The 22,202-nt window shown below is 69.0% G+C and carries 17 protein-coding genes and 1 pseudogene; 12 read left to right on the forward strand and 6 right to left on the reverse strand.

Annotated features, from left to right (window positions below):
- The 4 genes and pseudogenes from AC1DQF_RS00535 to AC1DQF_RS00550 form a co-directional block, all read left to right on the forward strand.
- Positions 1 to 272, forward strand: a pseudogene (locus AC1DQF_RS00535) (protein translocase subunit SecF); the annotation flags it as partial.
- Entirely contained in the window at positions 269 to 811 is a 543-nt protein-coding gene (locus AC1DQF_RS00540) for an adenine phosphoribosyltransferase (protein WP_477523247.1), read from the forward strand. The pseudogene AC1DQF_RS00535 and the gene AC1DQF_RS00540, both read left to right, overlap by 4 nt.
- Before the next feature lie 119 nt (positions 812 to 930).
- Entirely contained in the window at positions 931 to 3,159 is a 2,229-nt protein-coding gene (locus AC1DQF_RS00545) for a RelA/SpoT family protein (protein ID WP_477523343.1), read from the forward strand.
- 155 nt (positions 3,160 to 3,314) lie between these two features.
- Complete coding sequence (locus AC1DQF_RS00550; protein WP_477523248.1) at positions 3,315 to 4,265, forward strand: hypothetical protein; 951 nt, start codon at positions 3,315 to 3,317, stop codon at positions 4,263 to 4,265.
- Between the two features lie 122 nt (positions 4,266 to 4,387).
- Here AC1DQF_RS00550 and AC1DQF_RS00555 read toward each other — a convergent pair whose 3' ends face one another.
- Positions 4,388 to 5,653 carry a DUF349 domain-containing protein gene (locus AC1DQF_RS00555; protein ID WP_477523249.1) on the reverse strand — a complete coding sequence of 422 codons (1,266 nt, stop codon included), beginning with the start codon at positions 5,651 to 5,653 and terminating at the stop codon, positions 4,388 to 4,390.
- A gap of 89 nt (positions 5,654 to 5,742) precedes the next feature.
- Here AC1DQF_RS00555 and AC1DQF_RS00560 point away from each other — a divergent pair, with 89 nt between their 5' ends.
- The 8 genes from AC1DQF_RS00560 (at position 5,743) to AC1DQF_RS00595 (ending at position 16,295) form a co-directional block, all read left to right on the forward strand.
- The gene (locus AC1DQF_RS00560; RefSeq protein WP_477523250.1) at positions 5,743 to 6,447 is read left to right on the forward strand and encodes an MBL fold metallo-hydrolase; all 705 of its coding nucleotides are present in this window, start codon (positions 5,743 to 5,745) and stop codon (positions 6,445 to 6,447) included.
- Positions 6,448 to 6,469: 22 nt separating this feature from the next.
- Entirely contained in the window at positions 6,470 to 7,876 is a 1,407-nt protein-coding gene (gene hisS / locus AC1DQF_RS00565; protein ID WP_477523251.1) for a histidine--tRNA ligase, read from the forward strand.
- Complete coding sequence (gene aspS / locus AC1DQF_RS00570; RefSeq protein WP_477523252.1) at positions 7,873 to 9,651, forward strand: aspartate--tRNA ligase; 1,779 nt, start codon at positions 7,873 to 7,875, stop codon at positions 9,649 to 9,651. Before hisS ends, aspS begins: the two co-directional genes overlap by 4 nt.
- A 183-nt stretch (positions 9,652 to 9,834) precedes the next feature.
- Positions 9,835 to 10,857: an ABC transporter permease gene (locus AC1DQF_RS00575; RefSeq protein WP_477523253.1), complete on the forward strand. Its 1,023-nt coding sequence runs from the start codon at positions 9,835 to 9,837 to the stop codon at positions 10,855 to 10,857.
- Between the two features lie 76 nt (positions 10,858 to 10,933).
- Positions 10,934 to 12,691 carry an ABC transporter substrate-binding protein gene (locus tag AC1DQF_RS00580; protein ID WP_477523254.1) on the forward strand — a complete coding sequence of 586 codons (1,758 nt, stop codon included), beginning with the start codon at positions 10,934 to 10,936 and terminating at the stop codon, positions 12,689 to 12,691.
- Between the two features lie 177 nt (positions 12,692 to 12,868).
- Entirely contained in the window at positions 12,869 to 13,873 is a 1,005-nt protein-coding gene (locus AC1DQF_RS00585) for an ABC transporter permease (protein ID WP_477523255.1), read from the forward strand.
- Positions 13,874 to 13,887: 14 nt separating this feature from the next.
- Positions 13,888 to 14,973: an ABC transporter ATP-binding protein gene (locus AC1DQF_RS00590; protein WP_477523256.1), complete on the forward strand. Its 1,086-nt coding sequence runs from the start codon at positions 13,888 to 13,890 to the stop codon at positions 14,971 to 14,973.
- 203 nt (positions 14,974 to 15,176) lie between these two features.
- Positions 15,177 to 16,295 (forward strand): ABC transporter ATP-binding protein, encoded by a 1,119-nt coding sequence (locus AC1DQF_RS00595; protein WP_477523344.1) that lies wholly within the window; start codon positions 15,177 to 15,179, stop codon positions 16,293 to 16,295.
- Between the two features lie 74 nt (positions 16,296 to 16,369).
- Here AC1DQF_RS00595 and AC1DQF_RS00600 read toward each other — a convergent pair whose 3' ends face one another.
- The 5 genes from AC1DQF_RS00600 to AC1DQF_RS00620 form a co-directional block, all read right to left on the reverse strand.
- Complete coding sequence (locus tag AC1DQF_RS00600; protein WP_477523257.1) at positions 16,370 to 17,377, reverse strand: ABC transporter ATP-binding protein; 1,008 nt, start codon at positions 17,375 to 17,377, stop codon at positions 16,370 to 16,372.
- The gene (locus tag AC1DQF_RS00605; protein WP_477523345.1) at positions 17,374 to 18,369 is read right to left on the reverse strand and encodes an ABC transporter ATP-binding protein; all 996 of its coding nucleotides are present in this window, start codon (positions 18,367 to 18,369) and stop codon (positions 17,374 to 17,376) included. Before AC1DQF_RS00605 ends, AC1DQF_RS00600 begins: the two co-directional genes overlap by 4 nt.
- 71 nt (positions 18,370 to 18,440) lie before the next feature.
- Entirely contained in the window at positions 18,441 to 19,430 is a 990-nt protein-coding gene (locus AC1DQF_RS00610) for an ABC transporter permease (protein WP_477523258.1), read from the reverse strand.
- Positions 19,423 to 20,424, reverse strand: a complete 1,002-nt coding sequence (locus tag AC1DQF_RS00615; protein WP_477523259.1) for an ABC transporter permease — start codon at positions 20,422 to 20,424, stop codon at positions 19,423 to 19,425. Before AC1DQF_RS00615 ends, AC1DQF_RS00610 begins: the two co-directional genes overlap by 8 nt.
- 85 nt (positions 20,425 to 20,509) lie before the next feature.
- Complete coding sequence (locus AC1DQF_RS00620; protein ID WP_477523260.1) at positions 20,510 to 22,144, reverse strand: peptide ABC transporter substrate-binding protein; 1,635 nt, start codon at positions 22,142 to 22,144, stop codon at positions 20,510 to 20,512.
- Positions 22,145 to 22,202 lie beyond the last annotated feature (58 nt).

Here is a 22,202-nt window from a genome sequence, read left to right on the forward strand (position 1 = left end):
GTCGGGCCGCGGCCCGACGCCGCGAGATGGCCGCCGACCCCTACGCCCGGGTCAACGCCGCCGACCGCAACGCCGCACCGCCGCCGGACCCGCGCAACGTCGACGCCGACGGCACCGTGCGGCGCCGTCCGGTCATGGCCCCGCCGCGGCGCCAGGAGGCCTTGGGCAAGGGGCGGGTGGCTCCTCCGGCCCACGGCCCGGTCAGGCAGAGCGCCTCGTCGGGCCGCGTGCAGCCCACCAGGCAGTCCAGGTCGAAGCGGGGCAGGAAGTGAGCCGCGAGGCCCGTGCCCACCTCGATCGGCTGATCATCGACGTCCCCGACTACCCCGAGGCGGGGGTCGTGTTCAAGGACATCACCCCGCTGCTGGCCGACCACGTGGCCTTCGGGTCCGTGGTGGCCGCGCTGGCCGCGGCCGGTCGGGACGACGCCGGGGGCGTCGCCGTGGACAAGGTGGTCGGCATGGAGGCCCGCGGCTTCATCCTGGCCGCGCCCGTCGCCCTCGAGCTGGGCGCGGGGTTCGTGCCGGTCCGCAAGGCCGGCAAGCTGCCGCGCGCGACGCACGCCGTGTCCTACTCACTCGAGTACGGCGAGGCGACCCTCGAGGTGCACCGCGACGGCATCGCGCCCGGCGACCGGGTGCTGCTGGTCGACGACGTGCTCGCCACCGGTGGCACGGTGGCGGCGACGCGTGAGCTCGTGGAGCGGTGCGGCGGCACGTGCGTCGGCGTCGCGGTGCTCATGGAGCTCAGCTTCCTGCCGGGCCGTGACGGCGTCGGCGGACTGCCGCTCACCGCCCTCATGACCGTCTGACCGTGACGGTCACCGCACCGCGCCCGGGGAGTCGTCACTAGACTGGGCGAATGGCCGAGGAGATCACGACACCGGTACCGCGCGAGCGGTCCACGGACGTGCCCGTCTCGGCCCGCAGCATGCGGTCGCGGCTGGCCCGGATCGGGGCGAAGGCACCCACCGGCAACCCCGTGCTCGAGCCGCTCCTCCGTGCCGTGCGGGCCAACCACCCCAAGGCCGACCTGGCGCTGCTCGAACGCGCCTACGGGGTGGCGGAGCAGATGCACGGCTCGCAGATGCGCAAGAGCGGCGACCCCTACATCACCCACCCGCTCGCGGTCACCACGATCCTGGCCGACATCGGCATGACCGAGCCGACCCTGGTGGCGGCGCTGCTGCACGACACGGTCGAGGACACGCCGTACACGCTCGAGCAGCTGCGCAAGGACTTCGGCGACGAGGTGGCGGTGCTGGTCGACGGCGTGACCAAGCTGGACAAGGTGCAGTACGGCGACTCGGCGCAGGCCGAGACCATCCGCAAGATGATCGTCGCGATGTCGCGCGACATCCGGGTGCTGGTCATCAAGCTCGCCGACCGGCTGCACAACATGCGCACGCTGCGCTACCTCAAGGCCGAGACGCAGGAGCGCAAGGCCCGCGAGACCCTCGACATCTACGCGCCGCTGGCCCACCGGCTCGGCATGAACACCCTCAAGTGGGAGCTCGAGGACCTCGCCTTCGCGACCCTGCACCCCAAGATGTACGACGAGATCGTGCGGCTCGTGGCCGAGCGCGCGCCCTCGCGCGACCAGTTCCTCGCCGAGGTCATCGCCGGCGTCGAGTCCGACCTGCGCGACGCGAAGATCAAGGCCAAGGTCACCGGACGGCCCAAGCACTACTACTCGATCTACCAGAAGATGATCGTCGGGGGCCGCGAGTTCTCCGACATCTACGACCTGGTCGGCATCCGGATCCTCGTCGAGGAGGACCGCGACTGCTACTCCGTCCTCGGTGTCCTGCACTCGCGGTGGAACCCCGTCCTGGGACGTTTCAAGGACTACGTCGCGATGCCGAAGTTCAACATGTACCAGTCGCTGCACACGACGGTCATCGGCCCGCAGGGCAAGCCCGTCGAGCTGCAGATCCGGACCTTCGCGATGCACCGTCGCGCGGAGTACGGCGTCGCGGCGCACTGGAAGTACAAGGAGGACGGCAAGGCCGGGGTCGACACCGACCGCCCGGGCGACCTCGACGACATGTCGTGGCTGCGCCAGCTCATGGACTGGCAGAGCGAGGTCGAGGACCCGGGGGAGTTCCTGGAGTCGCTGCGCTTCGAGATGAACCGCGCCCAGGTCTACGTCTTCACCCCCCGCGGCGACGTGATGCCGCTGCCCGTGGGCTCGACCCCCGTGGACTTCGCCTACGCCGTCCACACCGAGGTCGGTCACCACACCATCGGCGCCCGGGTCAACGGACGCCTGGTGCCCCTGGAGTCGTCCCTCGACAACGGCGACGTGGTCGAGGTGTTCACCTCCAAGGCCGCCGGCGCCGGCCCGTCGCGGGACTGGCTCAACTTCGTCAAGTCGCCCCGGGCGCGCTCCAAGATCCGCCAGTGGTTCACCAAGGAGCGGCGCGAGGAGGCGATCGAGCGCGGCAAGGAGCAGATCGGGCGGATGATGCGCAAGGAGGGCCTGCCCCTCAAGCGCCTGATGACGCACGAGTCGCTGTCGCTCGTCGCCGCGCACTTCAACCACGCCGACGTCTCCGCGCTCTACGCGGCCGTGGGGGAGGGCAACCTCAGTGCCCAGGCCGTCGTACGCCGGGTCATCGACCTGCACGGCGGGGACGACGGCGCGGCCGAGGACCTCGCGGAGGGCGTCACCATCACGGGCCGCCGCGGCCGCACCAAGCCGACCTCCAGCGACGCCGGAGTCATCGTCAAGGGCGTCGAGGACCTGTGGGTCAAGCTGGCCAAGTGCTGCACCCCGGTCCCTCCGGACCCGATCCTGGGCTTCGTGACCAAGGGCGGCGGTGTCTCGGTCCACCGCAAGGACTGCACCAACGCCGGCAACCTCGAGAGCCAGCCCGAGCGGCTGCTGGAGGTCGAGTGGGCGCCCACGTCCCAGTCGACCTTCCTGGTCAACATCCAGGTGGAGGCCCTCGACCGGGCCCGGCTGCTGTCCGACATCACCATGGTGCTCTCGGACGCCCACGTGAACATCCTCAGCGCGACCCTCTCCACCACCCGCGACCGGGTGGCCAAGAGCCGCTTCAGCTTCGAGATGGCCGACGCCTCGCACCTCGACAGCGTGCTCCGCGCCGTCCGCTCGGTGAACGGCGTCTTCGACGCCTACCGCGTCACGTCCTGATGCCCCGGCAGGAATCCCCGCCGCGGCGGGGTTTCCTGCTCATCGTGGCCGCTGCAAAGGCCACGAACCGTGCACACGACCCACGGAGTCGTACGTCGTCCACAGCCGCCGGGCGGCAGGCGTAGGGGATCCGCCGCGCGGGAACCTCTTGCGGCATGAACGCGCCACCAGTGATCGACCTGACCAACGCGGTGTTCCTGCGCCGGCACGCCATCGCGTGGGGCTACACGGACCGGGGCATCCAGCTCAGGGTGCGCACGGGGGCGTGGCACCGTGTGCGTCGGGGCGCCTACGTCGGCGGGCCGCTGTGGCGCGACCTCTCGGAGACGGATCGACACCGGGTCCTGGCGCGGGCCGTGCTGCTGACTGCCCACCCCACCGCAGTGCTGAGCCACGTCTCCGCCGCGGTCGAGCTCGGGGCGCCCGTCTGGGACGTCGACCTCTCCGTCGTCCATGTCACCCGCACCGACAGCAAGCCGCGCAGGCGGGAGGCCGGTGTTTGGAACCACCGCGGCATCCTGGCCGACGACGAGATTCACGAGACCAACGGAGTGCGGGTCACCGCCCCTCTCCGAGCGGCGGTCGAGGTTCCGACCGTCGTCGGTGTCGAGCAGGCTCTCGTCATGGTCGACGGTCTGCTGCGTATCGCCTCGGCGGCCCCTGAGGACGTGAAGGCGGCGCTCGACCGGGCGACGCACTGGCCACGCTCGCTGGCCAACGAGGTCATCTTCCGCCTCGCCGACAGCAGGCACGAGTCCGCCGCGGAGACCCGGACGCACTTCATGTGCTGGAAGCAGGGACTGCCCTGCCCCGAGCCCCAGGTCGAGATCCTCGACGAGAGGGGCCGCCAGATCGCGCGTGTGGACTTCGCCTGGCGCAAGCACGGGGTGTTCCTCGAGTTCGACGGGCGCATCAAGTACGAGCGGTTCCGCCGGCCGAACGAGTCACTGGAGGACTTCTTGATGCGGGAGAAGCGTCGCGAGCTGCGCATCAGCCAGCTCACGGGCTGGGTGTGCATCCGTATCGGGTGGGCGGACCTGGAGAACCCTGTTCGTACGGCGGCCCGCATCCGGGCCATCCTTGACTCACGGCGCACCACCGCCTGACAGGCCGCTCGGCCGGCTCGGCGTACGACCGTGTGGCCTCGTCCCACGGTCTGTGGCCTTTGCAACCACCACGATGTGCAGGAAACCCCGCCGCGGCGGGGTTTCCTGCGACGGGTGGGACCTCAGGCGCCGAACTCCTCGGACGCCCGGCGGGCCATGTCGAGGAAGGCCTGCTTGTTGGCCAGCTCGGACTCGAGGTCCTTGGTCCGTCGGTCGTCGCCGGCTGCCCTCGCCTTGTCGAGCTTGGCCTGGGTCTCGGCGATGCCGGCCTCGAGCTTGGAGACCATGTCGTCGGCGCGTGCGGACTTCTCCGGGTCGGAGCGCTTCCACTGGTCGTCCTCGACCGAGCGGATGGCCTGCTCGACCTTGCGGATGCGACCCTCGAGGTCCTTCATCCGGTCGCGGGGGACCTTGCCGGCCTCGTCCCACTTGTCGGCGATGTCGCGGAAGGCCTTCTTGACCGCCTCGAGGTCGGCGTCCTCGCCGCGCAGCCGCGGCACGAGTGCCTCGGCCTCGACGAGCAGGGCCTCCTTGACCTCCGCGTTGGCGGCGAACTCCTGGTCCAGCTCGGCGTTGGCCGCGTCGCGGGCGCCGAAGAACGTGTCCTGGGCGCCGCGGAAGCGCTGCCACAGCTGGTCGTCGACCTCGCGGGGCGCCGGTCCGGCGGCCTTCCACTCGCGCATCAGGTCGCGGTAGCGGCCGGCGGTCGGACCCCAGTCGGTCGACGTGGCCAGGCCCTCCGCCTCGGTCGCGAGCCGCTCCTTGACGACACGGGCGGTGTCGCGGCGGCCGTGCTCCTCGGCGAAGTGCGCCTTGCGGCGTCGCGTGTACGTCGTCCGCGCGGACGAGAAGCGGCGCCACAGGGTGTCGTCCGTGGCCCGGTCGAGGCGGGGGAGCGCCTTCCACTGGTCGAGGAGGTCGCGCAGGCGGTTGGCGCCGTTGCGCCAGTCGTTGCTCTCGGCGAGCTTCTCGGCCTCGGAGACGATCTTGTCCTTCTCCGCACGCGACTCGGCGCTGCGCTGGGCCTTCTCGGCCCGCCGGGCGTCGCGCTGGCTCGCGATGACGGGGCCGGTGGCGTCGAGCCGGGCGGCGAGGCCGTTGAGGTCACCGACGGCGTTGGCGCCGACGACCTGCTCGCGCAGGGCCTTGACCGTGGTGGCGGCCTCCTCCGGGCTCAGCTTGCCCGCGCCGATGCGCTGCTCGAGCAGCTGCACCTCGAACGCGAGGGCGTCGTAGCGGTCGGTGAAGAACTTCAGTGCCTCCTCTGGAGTCCCCTCGGGGTACTGCCCCACGGAGCGTTCTCCATCGACGGTCCTGACGAATACGGTGCCGTCCTCGGTGACCCGGCCCCAGTCGGAAGCCTGCGAGGACTGCTTGTCGGCGCTCATGGTCGCCCATCGTAGTCACCCCCCTGACCGGCCTCGGTAGGCTGACTCCTCGCCGTACCCGCCCGACTCACTCCAAGGACTGTTGCCCCGTGTTCATCGCCGGCTTTCCCGCTGGACCCTGGGGCACCAACTGCTACGTCGTGGCCACCGGCGCCGGCAGCGAGTGCGTCGTCATCGATCCCGGCAAGGACGCCGCAGCAGGAGTGGACGAGGTCGTGCGCGAGCACCGCCTCAAGCCGGTCTCGGTCCTGGTGACCCACGGTCACGTCGACCACATGTGGTGCGTCGCCCCGGTCGCCGGCACCTACGACGCCACCGCGTGGATCCATCCGAGCGACCGGCACCTGCTCACCGACCCGATGGCCGGGATGAGCCGCGAGACCACCGCGATGCTGCTCGGCGGCAGCTACGAGTGGGCCGAGCCCGACGACGTGCGTGAGCTGTCGGACCTGCAGGAGATCGAGCTGGCCGGGCTCCGGTTCGTGGTCGACCACACGCCGGGCCACACCGAGGGATCGGTGACGTTCCGGACGCCGTACGGCGAGCAGGACATCAGCGACGTCATGTTCTCCGGGGACCTGCTCTTCGCCGGGTCCATCGGGCGAACCGACCTCCCCGGCGGCGACCACGCCACCATGCTGCGCAGCCTCACCCACAAGGTCCTGCCGCTCGCCGACGACATCGTGGTGCTGCCCGGCCACGGCGAGCAGACGTCCATCGGGCGCGAGCGCGCCACCAACCCCTACCTGCTCGAGCTCCAGCACGGAGCCGAGCAGGGCCCGTCGTTCCAGTAGAGCACCCGAGGCCGAGAGACACATGAGCAAGCCCACGCCCCTGAGCGGGTTCCCCGAGCTGCTGCCTGCGCAGCGCATCGTCGAGCAGCAGGTCATCGACACCCTGCGCCACACCTTCGAGCTGCACGGCTTCGCGGGCATCGAGACCCGGGCCGTCGAGCCCCTCGACCAGCTGCTCCGCAAGGGGGACACCTCCAAGGAGGTCTACCTCCTGCGTCGCCTGCACGAGGAGTCCGCCGAGGGCCACGCCGGGCTCGGCCTGCACTTCGACCTCACCGTCCCCTTCGCCCGCTACGTCCTGGAGAACGCCGGCAAGCTCGACTTCCCGTTCCGACGCCACCAGATCCAGCGCGCCTGGCGCGGCGAGCGCCCCCAGGAGGGTCGCTTCCGGGAGTTCACGCAGGCCGACATCGACATCGTGGGGCGCGACTCGCTCGCCTTCCACCACGACATCGAGGTCACCCGCGTCATGGTGGACGCGCTGACCCGCCTGGACTTCCTGCCCGCCTTCCGCCTCCAGGTCAACAACCGCAAGCTCATCCAGGGCTTCTACGCCGGTCTCGGGATCAGCGCCGACAACGGGGACACCGACGAGGTCATGCGGCTGGTCGACAAGCTCGACAAGCTCCCCGTCGACAAGGTCCGCGACCTCCTGCTGCAGGACGCCGGCCTGTCCGTCGAGAACGCCGACCGCGTGCTCCAGCTGGCGACCATCCGCTCCGACGACGACGGGTTCGTGGACGCCGTGCGCGCCCTGGGCGTCGAGCACGCGCTGCTGGACGAGGGTCTCGCCGAGCTCTCCGCGCTGGTGCGCGGCTGCGCGGACCTGGTCTCCGACCGGGTGCGGGTCACCGCCGACCTCTCGATCGCCCGCGGGCTGGACTACTACACGGGCACCGTCTTCGAGACGCGCCTCGACGGCTACGAGTCGATGGGCTCCATCTGCTCCGGCGGTCGGTACGACGCGCTGGCCAGCGACGGTCGCACGACGTACCCCGGGGTCGGCATCTCGCTCGGCGTGAGCCGCGTCGTCGTCCCGCTGCTGGCCCGGACCGGCCTCACCGCCTCGCGCTCGGTGCCCAGCGCCGTGCTGGTCGCGGTCGTCGACGAGGACTCGCGTCCCGCGAGCAGCGCCGTGGCCGCCGACCTGCGCCGCCGCGACATCGCCTGCGAGGTCGCTCCCGACGCCGCGAAGTTCGGCAAGCAGATCCGGTACGCCGAGCGCCGCGGCATCCCGTACGTCTGGTTCGTCCAGGCCGACGGCACCCACCAGGTCAAGGACATCCGCTCCGGCGCCCAGGTCGAGGCGGACCCCGCCGCCTGGAGCCCGCCGCAGGAGGACCTCCGTCCCAGCATCAGCACCCCGGGTCTCGAGGCCCGCTCCGCTCGCACCTCCACCACCGACATCAACACCGAGGAGAACCCGTGATCCGCACCCATGACGCCGGCGCCCTGCGCGCCGAGCACGTCGGCCAGACCGTCACCCTTGCCGGGTGGGTGGCCCGGCGCCGTGACCACGGGGGAGTGGCCTTCCTGGACCTCCGCGAGGCCAGCGGCGTCGTCCAGGTCGTGGTGCGCGACGAGGCCGTCGCGCACGCCCTGCGCAGCGAGTTCTGCATCAAGGTCACCGGCCAGGTCAGTGCCCGCCCCGAGGGCAACGCCAACCCCGGCCTGCCCTCCGGCGAGATCGAGGTCATCGCCGACGACGTCGAGGTCCTCAGCGCCGCGGCCCCGCTGCCCTTCCCGATCGACGACCACGTCGACGTGGGGGAGGAGGCACGGCTCAAGCACCGCTACCTCGACCTGCGCCGCAGCGGCCCCAACGAGGCCCTGCGCCTGCGCTCGAAGATCAACAAGGCCGCGCGCGACGTGCTCGACGCCCACGCCTTCGTCGAGATCGAGACGCCCACGCTGACCCGCTCCACACCCGAGGGCGCCCGCGACTTCCTGGTGCCCGCGCGCCTCCAGCCGGGCAGCTGGTACGCCCTGCCGCAGAGCCCGCAGCTGTTCAAGCAGCTGCTGATGGTCGCCGGCATGGAGCGCTACTACCAGATCGCGCGCTGCTACCGCGACGAGGACTTCCGCGCCGACCGCCAGCCGGAGTTCACCCAGCTCGACATCGAGATGAGCTTCGTCGACCAGGACGACGTCATGGAGCTGATGGAGGACGTGCTGGCCGCCATGTGGTGCCTCATCGACGTCGAGATCCCGCGCCCGCTGCCCCGGATGACGTACGCCGACGCCATGCGTCGCTTCGGCTCCGACAAGCCCGACCTGCGCATGGGCCTCGAGCTCGTCGAGTGCACCGACTACTTCAAGGACACCCCGTTCCGGGTCTTCCAGGCGCCGTACGTCGGTGCGGTCGTCATGCCGGGCGGCGCGAGCCAGCCCCGCAAGAAGCTCGACGCGTGGCAGGACTGGGCCAAGCAGCGAGGCGCCAAGGGCCTGGCCTACGTGCTGGTCCAGGAGGACGGCGAGCTGACCGGTCCGGTCTCGAAGAACATCACCGACGAGGAGAAGGCCGGACTGGCCTCCCACGTCGGCGCCGCGCCGGGCGACTGCATCTTCTTCGCCGCCGGCCCGGCCAAGTCCAGCCGCGCCCTTCTCGGCGCCGCGCGCCTCGAGATCGGACGTCGGGGCGAGCTGATCGACGAGTCCGCCTTCGCCTTCACCTGGGTCGTCGACGCCCCCATGTTCGAGCCCAGCTCGGATGCGGTCGAGAGCGGCGACGTCGCGGTGGGTGCGGGAGCCTGGACGGCCGTGCACCACGCCTTCACCGGCCCCAAGCCGGAGTTCGCCGACACCTTCGACACCGACCCCGGCAGCGCGCTGGCCTACGCCTACGACATCGTCTGCAACGGCAACGAGCTGGGCGGTGGCTCGATCCGGATCCACCGCGAGGACGTCCAGAAGCGGGTCTTCGCGGTCATGGGCCTCGGCGAGGAGGAGGCGCAGGAGAAGTTCGGCTTCCTGCTCGACGCCTTCAAGTTCGGTGCACCCCCGCACGGCGGCATCGCGGTGGGCATGGACCGCATCTGCGCGCTCCTGGCGGGCACCGACTCCATCCGCGACGTCATCGCGTTCCCAAAGTCCGGAGGGGGCTACGACCCCCTCACGGCGGCGCCTGCCGCCATCTCCGCAGAACAGCGCAAGGAGGCCGGTGTCGACGCGAAGCCGGCGCAGGATGTGTCGCCGCAGGAGTGATCCTGGGGTGATTCTGCGGCGATCCGGGCCCGAGGGTCGTGTCCGGATCGTTACGCGTCGGTGATCGTTTGTGCGTGATCCGTCACATAGAGTCCCCTTTCGGCGCCGCCCACACCCCCCGTCAGGGCGGCCCGGACACATCACTCAGGATCCGGTCCAGCATCCCGGCCAGATAGGGAGAGCATGTCGCAGCCGACTGCACCCGAGACCTTGGGCTCGTTGACCGACGAGACCACCGTCGACCCGAACAGCAAGGCCTCGAAGGAGATCGCCGGCAAGTCGCCGATGCGGATCGCCGCGGGCCGGCTCGTCAAGGACAAGATCGCGATGATCTGTGTCTTCGTCATCGTGTTCTTCATCCTGATCGCCGCCTTCGCCGGCGTGATCAGCAAGTTCTTCGGCGTCAGCACCGACACCGTGCTGGCCAGCCAGTACCTCGACGTGCTCAACGGCGGCATGCCGAAGCCGGAGTACGGCCCGCCCAACGGCGGCTTCACCATGGACCACCCGTTCGGCATCGCGCCCCGCACCGCGGACGACAACCTCGCCTACTGGCTCTACGGCGCCCGCACCTCGCTGCTCATCGCGGCCGGCGCCACGCTCTTCGCCACCGTCGTCGGCATCGTGGTCGGACTCCTCGCCGGCTTCCTCGGCGGCGTCGTCGACCGCGTCCTGTCGTTCTTCGTGGACACGTTCCTCACGGTGCCCTTCCTGCTCGCCGCGCTGACCATCGCGCCGATCCTCAACGAGCGGTTCAACTCCAGCGACAACTACCCCACGATCCAGAAGTTCAGCCTCGTCGCCGTCCTGGCGCTGTTCGGCTGGATGGGCATGGCCCGCCTGATCCGTGGCGAGGTGCTGTCGCTGCGCGAGCGTGAGTTCGTGCAGGCGGCCCGGGTGCTCGGCATGCCGACGTCCCGGATCCTGTTCAAGGAGCTCATGCCCAACCTGGCCGCGCCGATCATCATCAGCGTGTCGCTGATGCTGCCGGCGTTCGTGGCCGCCGAGGCCGGCCTGGCCTTCCTCGGGATCGGCGTCACCGACGGCGCGTCGTGGGGACGCACGATCAGCTTCGCGATCCCCTACTTCGAGCAGTACCCGCTCTACCTGTGGGAGCCCCTGATCGGCGTCGTGCTGCTCGTGCTCTCCCTCAACCTCCTCGGCGACGCGATCCGCGACGCCCTGGACCCCAAGACTCGTCGCTGACCATCCGGTCCTCGATGCAGAACGTTGCCGACAGCACCTGCCGTCGGCACGATCACAGATAAGAAAGGCTGGAAGCATGAAGCGGAACAAGCCGCTCGCGCTCGTGGCCGGCGTTGCTCTCCTCTCCCTTGCTGCCTGTGGCGGCGGGGGCGACGACAGCAGCTCCTCCGGTTCGGGCACTGACCGAGAGTTCGGTTCGCAGGAGGGTGGAGGCAAGGACGCGACGCGTCAGGGCCCCGCCGCGGACGTCGATGGTGCCACCGCTGGTGGGACCGTCACGGTCTACCTGCCGGGCGACCCCGGCCCCAACTCGCTGGACCCGACCGACGGCTGGTCCGTCACCGGCAACTCGATCCAGCAGGCGCTGACCCACCGCTCGCTCACGCAGTACGTGCGTGACGAGAACGGCCAGCCGCTCCTGGTCCCCGACCTCGCCACCGACCTGGGCACCCCGAACGACGACTTCACGGAGTGGACCTTCACGATCCGCGACGACGCGAAGTGGGAGGACGGCAAGCCCGTCACCGCGGAGGAGGTCGCCTGGGGCATGCAGCGCTCGCTCGACGCCGACACCTTCCCGTCGGGTCCCGGCACGGAGTACTCCAAGAACTACTTCCTGGACGGCAAGGACTACGCCGGTCCGTACACCGCCAAGGGTGAGAAGTACGACGGCATCACCGTCTCCGGCCAGGACGTCACCATCAAGATGGCGACCCCCTTCCCGGACATGGACTACTGGGGCGCCTTCATGGCGATGGGCCCGGCTCCGCTCGGCAACGCCTCCAAGCCGCCGAACTACGGCCAGGACCCGCTGTCCAACGGTCCCTACATGATCGAGGACTTCCAGCCCAACCAGGAGCTCACCCTGGTCAAGAACGACCAGTGGGACCCGAACTCCGACCCGGGCCGTCACCAGTACGTCGACAAGTGGGTCTTCAAGTTCAACGAGGACCCGGCCAAGGTCGACCAGATCATGCTGTCGGACAACACCGACTCGCAGACCGCGATCTCGACCGCGCTGGGCTCGGACAAGTACACCGAGGCCAACGACGCCCTGGGTGACCGCCTGGTGCAGCAGACGTCGCAGTGTGTCTCCACGCTGACGCCGGACTACACCAAGATCACCGACATCAACGTGCGCAAGGCCCTGGCCTACGCCTACCCGTACGAGGACATGTGGTTCGCGACGGGCGAGGTGCCCGGCGTCACCCGCATCCCGGCCAACTCCGTCATGCCCCCCGGCATGGCTGGCAAGAAGGACTTCCAGGTCGACGGTGAGCAGATCACCTACAACCCGGAGAAGGCCAAGGAGCTGCTCGCCGAGGCTGGCGAAGAGGGCTACCAGATCACGATGATCTACTACGAGACCGACCCGCTGGCTGTCGCCGGTCAGAAGCAGCTCACCAAGGGCTTCGAGGAGGCCGGCTTCAAGGTCAAGGCCATCCCGGTCCAGGTCTCGCCGTACGACGTGTGGCTCGACCCCGACAACAAGACGAACAAGCAGCTCAACCTGCGTGGCGTCAACTGGTGCTCGGACTGGCCCGCCGGCTCGACCATGATCCCGCCGCTCCTCAAGACCGACGCCGTGTACAACACCGCGCAGTTCTCGGAGCCGGCGATCGACAAGAAGATGGACGACATCGCCACGATGCCGCTCGAGGACCAGGCTGACGCCTGGGGCGCGCTGGACGAGGAGATCATGACGGACTACTTCCCGATCATCCCCACCGCGTTCCGCAACGACCTCTTCGTCTTCGGTTCCAAGATCGGCAACCCGTCCGGTGACGGCGCCCTCGGTGCCCCGAACTACAAGGACATCTTCGTGATGCAGTGAGCCCTTGCGCTCGCTGTTCATCGGATGAACCCTGTAGTTCACTTGCACCACCGTGCTCACGCATCACCGTTCGACGCACGACAGTTCTGCCATAGCAACAGATGACGGGTGGGGGTCCCAGACCGGGGCCCCCACTCGTCAGCCCGCACACGTCCATCACCCCCCGGAGAGGCTGAGATGTTCGCCTATCTCGTCAAGCGGTTGATCTCAGGTGCGCTCGTCCTCACCCTGGTGTCGATCGCGATCTTCCTGCTGTTCTGGTTCGGACCCTCGAGCCCGGCGCAGACCATCTGTGACCGTGAGACCAGCAATCGTTGCGGTGACCGCATCGAGATCTACGAGCGGACCCTCGGCTACAACAATCCCGTCCACGAGGAGTACCTCAAGTGGGCGAAGGGCGTCTTCGTCGGCCGCGAGATCACCATCGCGTCCTCGACCTACGACTGCCACGCCCCCTGCCTGGGCGTCTCCTACCTGACCAAGCAGCCCGTCTCGCAAGAGCTGGTCAAGCGCCTGCCCGCCACCATCTCGGTGGCCGTCGGCGGCGCGTTCCTCTACCTCCTGTTCGGCATCCCGATCGGCGTCGCAGCAGCACGCCGACGAGGGAGCGTCGCGGACAAGGCGCTGGTCTCGAGCTTCCTGTTCCTCAGCTCCATCCCGTACTACCTCTTCGCCCTGTTGACGTGGCTCTACCTCACGGTCCTGTGGGAAGCGCCGTTCGTGAGTGACACGGGGTACTTCCCGATCACCGAGAACCCGGCGAAGTGGTTCGGCGGGATGTTCCTGGCGTGGGTGGCGCTCGGCATCTTCGGGTGCACGCAGTACACCCGTTACTCGCGTGGGTCGATGGTCGAGGCCCTGAGCGAGGACTACATCCGCACGGCCAGGGCCAAGGGGCTCCCCGAGCGGACCGTGGTCTACAAGCACGGCCTGCGCGCTGCGCTGGTGCCGGTCGTCACCATCTTCGGCATCGACTTCGGCACCCTGCTGGCCGGCACGATCTTCACCGAACGTATCTTCGACATCAACGGCATCGGCTTCTGGAGCCTCCAGGCGGTCCAGCTCAAGGACCTGCCCGTGGTGGCTGCCACGGCCCTGTTCAGCGCCGTACTCCTGATCATCTCCAACCTGGTCGTGGACATCATCTACAGCTTCCTCGACCCGAGGGTGAGGCTCTCGTGACAACGACTCCCGCAGTGACCCAGTCCGCGTCGGCCACGCGCGCCGAGGACGAGGGGCCGATCCTGGCCGTCGAGGACCTGTCGGTGACCTTCCCGACCCAGGACGGACCGGTGATGGCCGTCAAGGGTCTGAGCTACACCGTCGAGATGGGCAAGACCCTCGGCATCGTGGGTGAGTCCGGATCCGGCAAGTCGGTCTCCAGCCTGGCCGTCCTCGGTCTGCACGACGCCAAGTCCAGCAAGATCACCGGCTCCATCCGCGTGGCCGGCACCGAGGTTGTGGGCCTCTCCGAGGCGCGGATGCGCAAGCTCCGCGGCAACCAGGTCTCGATGATCTTCCAGGACGCACTGGCGGCCCTGCACCCGTTCTACAAGATCGGCGACCAGCTCGCCGAGGCCTACATGGTGCACCACACGAGCGCGTCCAAGCGCGATGCGAGGCGCAAGGCCGTCGAGATGCTCGACCGGGTCGGGATCCCGCAGCCGGACCGTCGCGTCGACGACTTCCCGCACCAGTTCTCCGGGGGCATGCGCCAGCGCGCCATGATCGCGATGGGCCTGGTCAACGACCCGTCGCTGCTCATCGCGGACGAGCCCACCACCGCCCTGGACGTCACGGTGCAGGCCCAGATCCTCGACCTTCTCCAGGACCTGCAGCGCGAGTTCAACTCCGCGGTCGTCATCATCACCCACGACCTCGGCGTCATCGCCGAGACGGCCGACGACGTGCTTGTGATGTACGCCGGCCGGGCCGTGGAGTACGGCACGGTCAAGCAGATCCTGACCCGGCCGGAGATGCCCTACACCTGGGGCCTGCTCTCCAGCATCCCGGATGTCGCCGCCAGCACCGACGCGCGACTGATCCCGATCCCCGGCAACCCGCCCAGCCTGCTGAGCCCGCCGTCCGGGTGCTCCTTCCACCCGCGCTGCGCCCACGTGGACAAGGTGCCCGGCAACCTCTGCTCGACGCAGCTGCCCGAGCTGACCGCAGCCTCCGGTGTCAACCACCTCAAGCGCTGCCACCTGCCCAACCCCGAGCTGATCTACCGGACCGAGGTCCTCCCGGAGATCGCCCCCGACCTGGTCGAGGAGATCCGATGACCCAGGACCCCAACGCCAAGGCCCAGATCGAGCCCACCGAGGTGGGTGCCAACGCCGCCGAGACCGGTGAGCGCGACTTGGTCACCGAGCCCCACGACGCGTACAGCGACCACGAGATCCTCCTCCCGGACGCCTACCAGGGTCACGTGGCCAGCAGGCTCGACCCGGACGCGCCCGCGGTGCTCGAGGTCGAGGACCTGAAGATGTACTTCCCGGTGAGGTCCTCGGGCCTCATGCGGCGCACGATCGGCCAGGTGCAGGCCGTCGACGGCGTCTCCTTCCAGGTGCCGCGGGGTGGCTCGCTTGGCCTGGTGGGGGAGTCGGGGTGTGGCAAGTCCACGACCGGACGCCTCATCACGCGCCTCTACACGCCCACCGGCGGCTCGATGATGTTCGAGGGCAAGGACCTGGCGAAGCTGTCCAACCGGGCGATGAAGCCGCTGCGTCGTGACGTGCAGATGATCTTCCAGGACCCCTACACCTCGCTCAACCCGCGGCACACCGTGGGCGCGATCGTGGGGGCGCCGCTCCAGGTGCACAACATCGTGCCCCGGAACAAGGTCCTGCCGCGCGTCCAGGAGCTGCTCGAGGTCGTCGGGCTCAACCCGGAGCACTACAACCGCTACCCCAACGAGTTCTCCGGCGGACAGCGCCAGCGCATCGGCATCGCCCGGGCGCTGACGCTCAACCCCAAGCTGCTCGTGGCCGACGAGCCGGTCTCCGCGCTCGACGTGTCGATCCAGGCGCAGGTCATCAACCTTCTGCAGGACCTGCAGAAGGAGTTCGACATCGCGTTCCTCTTCATCGCCCACGACCTCGCGGTGGTGCGTCACTTCTGCCCCGAGGTCGCGGTGATGTACCTCGGCAAGATCGTGGAGATCGCCGACCGCGAGACGCTGTACGGCGCGCCGTACCACCCGTACACGCAGGCGCTGCTGTCGGCCGTGCCCGACGTCAAGCAGGCGGCCATCGGCGGTCGGCGTGACCGGATCCGTCTCGAGGGCGATGTCCCCAGCCCGATCAACCCGCCCTCCGGTTGCCGGTTCCGCACCCGCTGCCCGATGGCGCAGGAGATCTGTGCCAAGGTCGAGCCGCCGCTCCTCCAGGTCGGACCGCGGCACAAGGTGGCCTGCCACTTCGCCGGTGAGCTCGGGCAGCACCCGGCCACGCCGGTCACGGCCGGCCTGCTGGGGGTCGACGACCAGGGCAGCCCGACGTCCGCCGGCCCCGAGGCCGTGCTGGTCCCGACCGGCCCCGGCTACGAGAAGGACTGGTTCGACGTCAAGACCGGCCGGATGACCTCGCAGGCCACGACCGTCTGACCGGGTAGGCACCTCCCACACCTCGTCGGGATGCCGGTCGCCGGGTCCACACCCGCGACCGGCATCGACGCCCGTCAGTGCGTGGCGTGCGTGACGATCTTGATCTCGGCGAAGTGACAGGCCGACGGGTGGTCCCCGCCCTGGCGGACCTCGAGGGCGGGCTCCTGCTCGGCGCAGATGTCCTGAGCCTTCCAGCAACGGGTACGGAACCGGCAGCCGGACGGTGGGTCGGCGGCCGACGGGAGGTCGCCCGTGAGCACGATCTCCTCGCGGCGACCGCGCATCCTGGGGTCGGGGACCGGTACGGCGGAGAGCAGGGCCTGCGTGTACGGGTGCGTGGGCCGCTCGTAGATCTCGTCCTCGGTGCCGATCTCCACCATCTTGCCGAGGTACATCACGCCGACCCGGTCGGAGATGTGCCGGACCACCGACAGGTCGTGGGCGACGAAGATGTAGGACAGCCCGAGCTCGGACTGCAGGTTCTCCAGCAGGTTGACGACCTGGGCCTGGACGGAGATGTCGAGGGCCGAGACGGGCTCGTCGCAGATGATCACCTTCGGGCTCAGGGCCAGGGCCCGGGCGATCCCGATCCGCTGGCGCTGGCCCCCCGAGAACTGGTGCGGATACCGGTTGATGTGCTCGGGGCTCAGGCCGACTACCTCCAGCAGCTCCTCCACCTTGCGCCGTCGGTCACGCCTGGGGACCACCGCCGTGTGGATCTCGAACGGCTCGCCGATGATCTTCCCTACCGTCATCCTGGGGTCGAGCGAGGAGTAGGGGTCCTGGAAGATGATCTGCACGTCGCGGCGGATCTGGCGCAGCCGGCTCGCCTTCATGCCGACCAGCTCCTCGCCCTCGAGCATGACGGAGCCCGACGTGGCCTGGATGAGGCCCATCAGGACCCGGGCCAGGGTGGACTTGCCGCACCCGGACTCACCCACGATCCCCAGGGTCTCTCCCCGGTGCAGGTCCAGTGAGACGCCGTCGACCGCCTGGACCTGGCCCACCGTGTGCTTGAGGACGCCGGCGGTGATCGGGAAGTACTTGCGGACGTCGGTCGCGGCCAGGATCACCTCACTCATGTCTCCAGCACCTCCTCGAAGAAGTGGCAGGCGCTGAGTCGACCGGGGGACACGGTGTAGAGCGGGGGAGTCTCCTCACGGCAGCGTTCCCGCGCGAAGCGGCACCTGGGGTGGAAGGCGCAGCCGGACGGCATCCGGGTCAGGTTGGGCGGCAGCCCCTGGATCGAGGCGAGCTGGTGTCCCTTCATGTCGATGCGCGGGATCGACTCCAGGAGGGCCTTGGTGTACGGGTGAGCGGGTCTGTCGTAGATCGCATAGACGTCGGCCTTCTCGACCTCGCGACCGGCGTACATGACACAGATGTCGTCGGCGACGTCGGCCACCACCCCGATGTCGTGCGTGATCAGGATCAGCCCCATGTTCCGCTCGGCCTGGAGGTCGGCCAGGAGCTTCATGATCTGGGCCTGCACGGTGACGTCGAGCGCGGTCGTGGGCTCGTCGGCGATGATGACGTCGGGGTCGAGGGCCAGGGCCATCGCGATCATCACTCGCTGCCGCATGCCGCCCGAGAACTGGTGGGGATAGTCGTCGACGCGCTGGGCCGCCGCTGGGATGCCAACCAGGTCGAGGAGGCGGACGGCTTCCTGGTCGGCCTCCCTGCGCGTGTAGCCCCGGTGCTTGCGGAACAGCTCGCCGAGCTGCCAGCCGACCTTGAACACGGGGTTCAGCGCGCTCAGCGCGTCCTGGAACACCATCCCGATCCGGTTGGAGCGGAGCTGGCGACGGTCGTCCTCGTTGAGGGTCAACAGGTCGACCCCCGACAGGAGGACCCGTCCCCCCGCGATCCGGGCGGGAGGCGAGTCGAGGATCCCCATGATCGCCTGCGCCGTGACGGACTTGCCGCACCCGGATTCGCCCAGGATGCCCAGGGTCCGACCGGCCTCGAGGGTGAAGCTCACACCGTTGACCGCGTGGGCCACCCCCTCGTGGGTGTGGAACTCGACCCGGAGGTCCTGGACGTCGAGGAGCGGCGCCGTCTCGTCGAAGTGCATCGAGGCGATGGCCTTGCTGCTCTTCCGCTCCCCGGTCGGGTCGGCGGTCTGCAGGACGTCGGACTCGGACATCAGCGGCCCTTCGGGTCGAGTGCATCGCGCAGCGCGTCACCCATGAGGATGAAGCTGAGCACGGTCACGATCAGCACGGTGCACGGGAAGACCAGGAGGTGCGGGAAGCCCGCCACCGCATAGTCCTGGCCTTGCGCGATGGTGATGCCCCAGGACACCTCGGGTGGTTTGAGCCCGACCCCGAGGAAGGTGAGGGTGGCCTCGGCGGCGATGAAGGACCCGACGTAGATGGTGCACAGCACGATGATCGGCGCGAGTGCGTTGGGCAGGATGTGCCGCAGGATGATCCGGCGGTTCGTGGCCCCCATCGCGCGCGCGGCCTCGACGAAGTCCTGGTCGCGCAGGCTGAGCGTGGTGCCGCGCACGATGCGGGTCATCTGGGTCCAGCCCAGCACCACGAGGACCAGGATGACCGCCCAGATGCTCTGCGACTGCAGGAGGGCCAGGAAGATCACCGCACCCAGCAGGAAGGGCAGCCCCAGGAAGACGTCGGTGATGCGGGAGATGATGGTGTCGGTCCGGCCGCCGTAGTAGCCGGCCACCAGGCCGAGGGTCGTGCCCACCAGTGCCGTCAGCGCGGTCACGACGACGGCCACCACGATGGACGGACGTGCTCCCCAGATGATCTGGGAGTACATGTCGCACCCCAGCGTCGTCGTGCCGAGGGGGTGGCCCTCCAGAGCCGTGTCGTAGCCGGGGGGCGGGGTGCCGGGGAACCACGAGGGTGGCGTGCGGTTGACGTTGATGTCGCACTCCAGCTTGCCGAGGTCGGTCCACAGCGTCGGGAACGCCGCCCAGGAGATGACGATCAGCACCACCAGCGAGCAGACGACGAACACCGGGTTCCGGACCAGCTGGTGCCAGGCGTCACGCCAGATGCTCCCGGACGCGACCGCGGCAGGAGCGTCGGGAGAGCCCGGTGGGGCGGGGACGTGGGGAGAGCCGGGGCTGAGCGCAGCCGGCGCATCGGGGGTGGGGACCTCACTCATAGCGGATCCTCGGGTCGAGCACGGCGTAGAGCAGGTCAACCAGCAGGGACGCCACCAGGTACACGAGGACGAGCAGCGGGACGACCGCCATGATGATCGGCGTCTCCCCGTTGCGCACCGAGCGGAAGACCAGGCCGCCGACGCCCGGGATGTTGAAGATGCCCTCGGTGACCAGGGCCCCTCCCATCAGCCCCCCGATGTCGATGCCGATCAGGGTGACGACCGGGATCAGGCAGTTGCGCAGGGCGTGGATGCCGACCACCCGTCGGGGCCTGAGTCCCTTGGCCCGCGCGGTCCGGACGTAGTCGGACCGCATGGACTCGATGAGGCCGGTGCGGGTCATCCGGGCGACGATCCCGAGGGTCGTGGCGCCGAGGACCATGGCCGGGACGACCAGGCTCGCCCAGGGGTAGTCGGCCTGGTAGGAGATGGAGAAGATCGCCTGCACCCAACCGGGCGCGCCGCGGTCCCTCACCCAGTTGCCGACGTAGAGGCCGAAGAAGATCTGCGCCAGCACCCCGAGCACGAAGATCGGGACCGAGATCGCCAGCACGCTCCCGATCCGGACGAGGTTGTCGGCGAAGCGGTCCTTGCGTAGACCGGCCAGGACACCGGCGAGGATGCCGACCACCGCCTCGAAGACGATCGCCAGGAACGTGAGCCGCAGCGTGATGGCCACGGTGCGCCTGATCAGGTCCGTGACCGGCTGCTGGTTGAAGTCGACGCCGAAGTCACCGCGGAAGTAGCCCCCGATCCGGTCGACGAACATGCCGACGCACGGGTTCCCCGGCTGTTCGAGGCACGGGTCGTCCAGGCCGAAGGCCCGGGTCAGGGCCGCGATGGTCTCCGGTGGTGGTTGACGGTCCCCGAAGAGCGCGCGCACGGGATTGCCGTTGATCTGGAAGGAAAGCGTTGTCAGGTAATGCAGCAGGAACAGCGTCCCGATCATCACCGGGATGAACTGGATCAGCCGACGTACGGCGTACTGGCCCATGGCCCATCCCTTCCTGTGCAGGTGGCCGACCGGGAGACGACGACGGGTGCGGACCGCACCATCCCGTCCGCGCCCGGTTTTCCGCTCACCGGGTGACACTCACCCCGGAGAGCAGCAGCTGGTCGGTGGGGCTGTACTTGACGTTCTCGACGTTCTTGCTGAAGACGATGAACGTCTTTCCGAACCACAGCGGGATGTTGACCTGGTAGTCGAGCACCACGTCCGCCGCCGCCTGGTAGGACGGCAGCCCCTCGTCCACCGTGGCCGCAGCGTCTCCCTTGGCCAGCAGCTGGAGGAACTTGTCGTGCTCCGCGCCCTTCCAGTCGCCGTAGTTGGTGCTGCCCAGGCCGTAGAGCGGATCGAGGTAGTTCTGCGGGGACGCGTAGTCCGGGATCCACGAGAGGCGGTAGGGGCCGTCCACAGTGCTGCGGGTGTCGAGCGCCGCCTGGTAGGGGGTGAACGGCTGCGACTTGAACTCGTAGTCCAGGCCGAGGACGCTCTGCCACCCCTGGGCCATCGCCTGCACCCAGTCCTCGTGACCACCGTCGTTGTTGAACCAGATGTTGATCGTGTTGCCCGGGATCCCCCCGGCCTCGTCCCAGAGCTTCTTGGCCTCCTCGGGGTCGTAGACGCAGGTCGTGCAGGCGTCGTCGCGGCTGCCCGGCACGAAGGGGGAGATCACGTCGGTCGCCGGGGTGAACCGACCGTCCAGGACGCGGTCGATGATGGCCTGCCGGTCGACCGCCAACGACAGTGCCCGGCGGATGCGGACGTCCTGGAAGTCCTTCTCGTAAAGCGGGAAGCCCATGTAGCTGTAGGCCCCGTTGTCGACCTCGAGGATCTGGTCGGGGTAGGCCGTGCGGGCCTGCGAGGTCTGCGAGGGATCCGGCGTCACGATGTCCAGGTTGCCGGCCTGGAAGTCGCGGTACGCGGTCTTGAGGTCGGCGTAGATCTTGAAGACGATCTCGTCGGCGAGGCCGGCGGTCGCGTCGTCGGTGTAGTCGGCGTACGTCTTCAGGGTGATGGAGTCGTTGTGCTGCCACGGCTCGGCGAACTCGTAGGGACCGTTGCCGATCGGCTGCTCGTTGCACGCCTTGATGTCGTCCAGGCAGGCCTGCGCCATCGGCACGCCGATGGGAGTGAAGCTCAGCACGAGCGGCAGCTGGGAGAAGGGTTCGGTCAGAGTGATCTTGATGGTCAGGTCGTCGGGCGCCGTGATGCCCGACAGCTCCTTGGCCTTTGGGTTGTCCCCTTGGAGGTCGTCGTAGCCCTCGACCCGGGCGAGGAAGAAGCCGAGCTGGGTCGCATTGGGGCCGTACGCCGCGTAGTTCCACGCCCGGAGGAAGGACGCGGCGTCCACCGGCTCGCCGTTCTGGAAGGTGAAGCCGTCCTTGAGCTTGATCGTCCAGTGCTGGCCGTCCTTGGACTCGATCGACTCGGCCATCTGGAGCTGCTGCTCGGACGTCTCCGGGTCCACCTTCAGCAGACCCGTCCACACCAGGTTGATGATCTGGGTGCAGTCGGAGGAGTAGCAGTTGCTGGTCGGGGCGAACGCCTGGGGCTCGCTGCTGTTGAGACTGAACGAGCCACCGGCGGACTGGTCCCCGGGTGCGCTCGTGGACGAGCCGTCCCCGTTGTCGTCTCCGCTCGAACAACTGGCCAGGACCAGCGCGAGAACGGTGAGCGGGATGAGCATGAGCCACGTCGGTGTTCGCCTCATGAGCGCGTCCTCCGGGAGAAGGGTTGGTCGGCCGGTCGGCGTCGCTGGTGGCGTCGGC

It is taken from the genome of Nocardioides sp. P4_G4 (assembly GCF_056401085.1).